This window comes from Bradyrhizobium pachyrhizi, assembly GCF_001189245.1.
Taxonomy (GTDB): Bacteria; Pseudomonadota; Alphaproteobacteria; order Rhizobiales; family Xanthobacteraceae; genus Bradyrhizobium; species Bradyrhizobium pachyrhizi.
In genome coordinates this window covers 34,504-39,586 of record NZ_LFIQ01000084.1, presented here as the reverse complement: position 1 = coordinate 39,586, position 5,083 = coordinate 34,504, and the positions used below count along the sequence as shown (strand labels likewise).

5 protein-coding genes are annotated in these 5,083 nt (G+C 64.6%); 2 read left to right on the top strand and 3 right to left on the bottom strand.

The features are described from left to right. Positions 1-247: 247 nt before the first annotated feature. Positions 248-823, bottom strand: coding sequence for a DUF2478 domain-containing protein (locus AKL29_RS18965; RefSeq protein ID WP_193395230.1), 576 nt, complete (start codon positions 821-823; stop codon positions 248-250). A 71-nt stretch (positions 824-894) separates the two neighbouring features. After that, positions 895-2,304 (bottom strand): aldehyde dehydrogenase family protein, encoded by a 1,410-nt coding sequence (locus tag AKL29_RS18960; RefSeq protein WP_050385184.1) that lies wholly within the window; start codon positions 2,302-2,304, stop codon positions 895-897. A 342-nt stretch (positions 2,305-2,646) separates the two neighbouring features. On the opposite strand from AKL29_RS18960, the gene AKL29_RS18955 reads away from it, so the two are divergent. Then, positions 2,647-3,027, top strand: coding sequence for a hypothetical protein (locus AKL29_RS18955; RefSeq protein WP_050385266.1), 381 nt, complete (start codon positions 2,647-2,649; stop codon positions 3,025-3,027). A gap of 103 nt (positions 3,028-3,130) precedes the next feature. Here the strand turns inward: AKL29_RS18955 and AKL29_RS18950 are convergent, their stop codons facing one another. Beyond that, positions 3,131-3,982, bottom strand: a complete 852-nt coding sequence (locus AKL29_RS18950) for an SDR family NAD(P)-dependent oxidoreductase (protein ID WP_050385183.1) — start codon at positions 3,980-3,982, stop codon at positions 3,131-3,133. 321 nt (positions 3,983-4,303) lie between these two features. On the opposite strand from AKL29_RS18950, the gene AKL29_RS45080 reads away from it, so the two are divergent. Continuing rightward, a partial coding sequence (locus AKL29_RS45080) for an aldehyde dehydrogenase family protein (protein ID WP_244482165.1) occupies positions 4,304-5,083 on the top strand: 780 nt, incomplete at its 3' end.

The window sequence follows — 5,083 nt, the reverse complement described above, 5'->3', positions numbered from 1 at the left end:
CAGGACCCATTACCCCAACCGCTTGTTGTTGTGCGATGCTGGGGCCACTATCGCACGCTCGATCGAATTCGGTGGTTATGGGTCCTGGCTTTCGCCAGGACGACGGCGTGCGGAGGCCGCTCGCTACAATACTCACGGTCACAGTCAGCAGTCGCGTAGGATGGGTGGAGCGACGCGATACCCGTCAATGCATCGGTGCGGCGGGATGATGGGTATCGCTGCGCTCCACCCATCCTGCGAAGCAGGTCTACTTGAATACTTCGCAGACCGTGGTGTGATCCGGCGCGATCCTGGCCGCGGTCCGCAGCGAGACGCTGTACCACCAGGCATCGAGTGCGTGGCGGTCGCAGGCGAGCTTCACGCTCATCCCGCCGGCGAACTTGATCCAGTCCGCAAAGCTCGCGCGCGACACCGCGATCACGACGGGAATGTCGGCGCCGAGCGCGCGCTCGATCAGGAAGCCAAGCCCCTTGCCGTCGCGCTCCCGCTTGCCGAAGCGGTTGATGACCACGAGATCGGCGCCTTCAGCAAGTGCATCGGCGACGCGGACGCCGGCAGCCTGCAGCCGCGACAGATCGAGCTTGCAGCCGGTGGCGCCGGGACTGGCAGGAGTTTGGCTCGACGGCTGCGCCAGCAGCAGCGTCTCGCCGCTATGCACCAGCACAGCCGACAGGCTGGAATCCGCGCATTGGCCTGATTGCACCATGCCGACCACGCGCGCGCCGTGTGCTCTCAGATCGGCAGCGAAGTCGCGCAGGATGGCATCGGGATCGTTATCGGCGTCATAGACCAGGGCGGCAAGGTCGCATTGGGCGTCGAACATGATGGGCTCTGTTCGTTATGGAGGGGAGGGGCGGCCGCGGCACCGAGGCGTCGCGGCCGCATGTTGATGGGTCAGGCGGCCGGTGGGCCGTTGATGATCTGCAGCTGGGTGAACTCGGCGAGGCCTTCCTCGGCGAATTCGGTGCCGATGCCCGACTGCTTGGCGCCGCCGAACGGGATGTTCGGGGCCATGTCGAGGTGCTTGTTGATCCACACCGTGCCGGCCTCGATCCGGGTCGCGATCTCATGCGCGCGCTTGATGTCGGACGACCAGACCGACGCGCCGAGGCCATAAGTGGTGGCATTGGCGCGGCGGATCACGTCGTCCTTGTCGGAGTACTTGATGACAGGCAGCACCGGACCGAACTGCTCCTCGTCGACCAGCTTGGAGCCTTCCTTGATGTCGCGCACGATGGTCGGCTCGATGAAATAGCCGGGGCGGTCCATCGCGGCGCCGCCGGCGATCACATTGCCGTTCTTGCGGGCGTCGTCGAGGAACGCCTTGACCTTCTCGTACTGCATCTTGTTCTGCAGCGGGCCGAGCTTGGTGCCCTGCTTGGAGCCGTCATCGACCACGGTGTTCTTCGCGATCGCGACCAGCTCGTTGCAGATCTCGTCATAGACCGACTCGTGCACATAGAGCCGCTTGATGGCGAGGCAGACCTGGCCGGAGTTCTGGAACGCGCCCTCGAAGATGCCGGGCGCGACCTTCTTCGGATCGACGTCGTCGAGCACGATGCCGGCGTCGTTGCCGCCGAGCTCGAGCGTGATCCGCTTCAGGGTCTGCGATGCGCTCGCCATTACCTTCTGGCCGGTGGCCGAGGAGCCGGTGAAGGAGATCTTGCGGATGTCGGGATGCTTGGTCATGTGGTCGCCGAGATCGTTGGCATCGGCGATGAAGTTCAGGACGCCCTTCGGCAGGATGTCCTTGACCAGTTCGGCAAAGCGCAGCGAGGCGAGCGGCGTGGTCGGCGCAGGCTTCACCACCAGCGTGTTGCCGGCGAGCAGCGCCGACGGCAGCTTGAACGCCAGGATCAGCAGCGGATAGTTCCAGGGAATGATCGCGCCGACCACGCCGAGCGGACGGCGATAGGCCTCGACCTTGCGGTCGCCGGAATTCTCGATCACGCGCATCGGCAGTTCGAGCGAGCCGAGATAGCGGAAGAAGCCGGCCATGCCCATCACCTCGCCGGTGGCATCGGCGAGCGGCTTGCCCTGTTCGCTGGTCAGGATATGCGCGAGCTCGTTGGCGTTGGCCTCGATCACCTCGGCCATCTTGATAATCAGCTTGCGGCGCTCCTCCATCGGCGTGGCGGCCCAGGCCGGGTAGGCGGCCTTCGCGGCGGCGACAGCCTTGTCGAGCTGTTCCCTGGAGGCGCGCGGGCATTGCGCCACCACCTCTTCGGTCGCCGGATTGAGCACCGGCATGGTCTGGTCGCCGGGTACCATCTTGCCGTCGATGAGAAGCTTGTAATCACTCATTGGCCTTGCTCTCCCTGGTCAAACGGGCCCTTCGCGGACCTCGCTATATTCGTGTGTATATCACGGATGCGGGTTCGACGCCACGGCCATTCAGGGCAAGCGCGCGGCACTGCCGAACCGAATGAATTCTCTGGAAAATCGTGAAGAAAAATCAGCCTGAGCTTCGTGCCGATTCATTCGCGGTTGCCCGCCCGGCGTCAATCGGGGCACCGCGGGCTTCAATAGATTCTAATGCCGCGCGCGGCCCTGCCGATGGCTGCCGCGGCTATACTTTTAAGGGCTGGACGCTGGTCGTCTTCGCGATATATTAAGCAGAATATAACGATGATCCGGAGTGCCGGCATGCAGATCGAAACCCAGGAGCTCACCACCTGCGAAGTCGCGTCCGATGGCTGCGCCATTTCGCTTGGCTTCGTGGACGGCAAGGGCGAGCCCGCAACCATCCGCCTGTCGATCAACCAGGTCGGCGCGCTGGTCATGACCTTGCCCGGGCTGATCAGCAAGGCGCTGCAGGCCCGCTTCGGCGACCAGACCTTGCGCTACGCCTATCCGCTGGATTCCTGGGTGATCGAACAGTCGACCGATCCGGCGCAGGGCATGGTGACGCTCAAGACCACGGACGGCTTCAGCGTCTGCTTCTCGATTCCGCGCGCCCAGCAGAGCGAGCTCGGCGAGGCGCTGGTGGCGCCGCCGGTGACAAGGGTGCAGGTGCGGGCGAATTAGGAGCTTGTAGGATGGGTCGAGCGAAGCGATGCCCATCAAATAGCGGACCGCGGGAGAGGTGATGGGTTTCGCTTCGCTCGACCCATCCTATGTTCCCCCCGGTTCACTTCCCCTTCACGAACGCGGCGAACGCGTCGCCGTAATCCGGATGCCAGCGCGACAGCGGCGGGCGGTTCTCGACGATGTCGCCGGCGGCCCACAGGATGCGGCGCTCGTCGAGCGCGCGCGGCACGTCGTTGTCGGGGCAGAGGATGTAGAAGTCGCCGGCGTCGAGGCGTTCGATCATGAAGTCGACGGTCTGCTCCGCTGTCCAGGCGCCGGCCGGCTTCTCGGTGCGGCCGCGGGCGGTCAGCCCGGTGAAGACAAAACCCGGAATCAAGAGATGCGCCGATATCTTGCAGCCGTCGGTGTTGCGTAGCTCGTGCTGCAGCGCCTCGGTGAATGCCTTCACGCCGGCCTTGGAAACATTGTAGGCGGGATCGCCCGGCGGCGTGGTGATGCCCTGCTTGGAGCCGGTGTTGATGATCAGCCCCGGCCGGCCGCGCTTGATCATGTTGGGCGCAAACGTCTGCGTGCCGTTGATCACGCCCCACAAATTGACGCCAAGGATGCGCTGCCAATTGTCCGCGGGCCCGAACATCGCGCTGCCGGGCTGGATGCCGGCATTGTTCATCAGGATGTCTGTGCCGCCGAACTTTTTCGCGACCGCAGCTTCGAGCTTTGCCACTTCGTCGGCGCGGCTGACGTCGACGGCAGCCGTCATGATATCGGCCGCGCCGCCAGGTGCCGCAGATGACAGTTTAGCCGCGGCCGCCTTCAGCCTGTCGTCGCCGAGATCGGCGATGCAGACCTTCATGCCGGCCTCGGCGAACCGCACTGCGGCGGCAAGTCCGATGCCGGAGGCGCCGCCGGTGATCACGGCAACATGATTGGCTGATATCACGGGGTGGGGCATCTGCGGTCTCCGGACAAGCGAGAGGGCAAGTATATCTTAGGGTCGGGCTTCATCCTTCGAGACACCGCTGCGCGGCTCCTCAGGATGAGGCCTTATAGCAGACCTCATGGTGAGGAGCGCGGCAATGCCGCGCGTCTCGAACCATGAAGCCATGGAACGTGCCGCGACGATCCGCACCACGCACGCAGGCGCATGACAGGTTTTCGTACGCGCCGCCCTCGACAACGCCGGCTCGGCTTTACGGTTTCGCGCCTGCGCTGTAGAATTCGGGATATAACGCTTCTAAAAGACCTCAGCCGACATTTTACAGGGAGTGCAAACATGGCTGTTTCGCAGGCTATTCCGATCACGCGCCATCCTTATGCCGATGGCTCCTACAAGAAGATGCTGATCGACGGCAAATGGGTCGACGCCGCCTCCGGCAAGAAATTCGAGACACATAATCCCGCGACCGGCGAGCTGCTCGCGTCCGTCGCCGAGGGCGATGCCGAGGACATCAACCGCGCGGTCGCGGCGGCGCGCCGCGCGTTCGAAGGTCCCTGGAGCAAGGTGAAGCCGTTCGAGCGGCAGAACATGCTGCTCAAGCTTGCCGAGCTCGTCGAAGCCAATTTCGAGGAACTGTCCCAGCTCGACACGCTCGACATGGGCGCTCCGATCAGCCGGACCCGTGGCAACCGCCTGCGCGCGCTCGGCATGCTGCGCTACTATGCGGGACAGGCGACCGCGATCCACGGCGAGACCATCGAGAACTCGCTGCCCGGCGAGATATTCTCCTACACGCTGAAGGAGCCGATCGGCGTGGTCGGCGCGATCATCCCCTGGAATGGGCCGCTGACCGCCTCGATCTGGAAGATCGGCCCGGCGATCGCGACCGGCTGCACCGTGGTGCTGAAGCCGGCCGAGGAATCGCCGCTGACCTCGCTGCGCATCGGCGAGCTCTGCATGGAAGCCGGCATTCCGCCCGGCGTCGTCAACGTCGTGCCGGGCTATGGCGAGACCGCGGGCGCGGCGCTCGCCTCCCATCCCGATGTCGACAAGGTCGCCTTCACCGGCTCGCATGTCACCGGCCAGTCGATCATCCGTGCGTCGGCCGGCAACCTC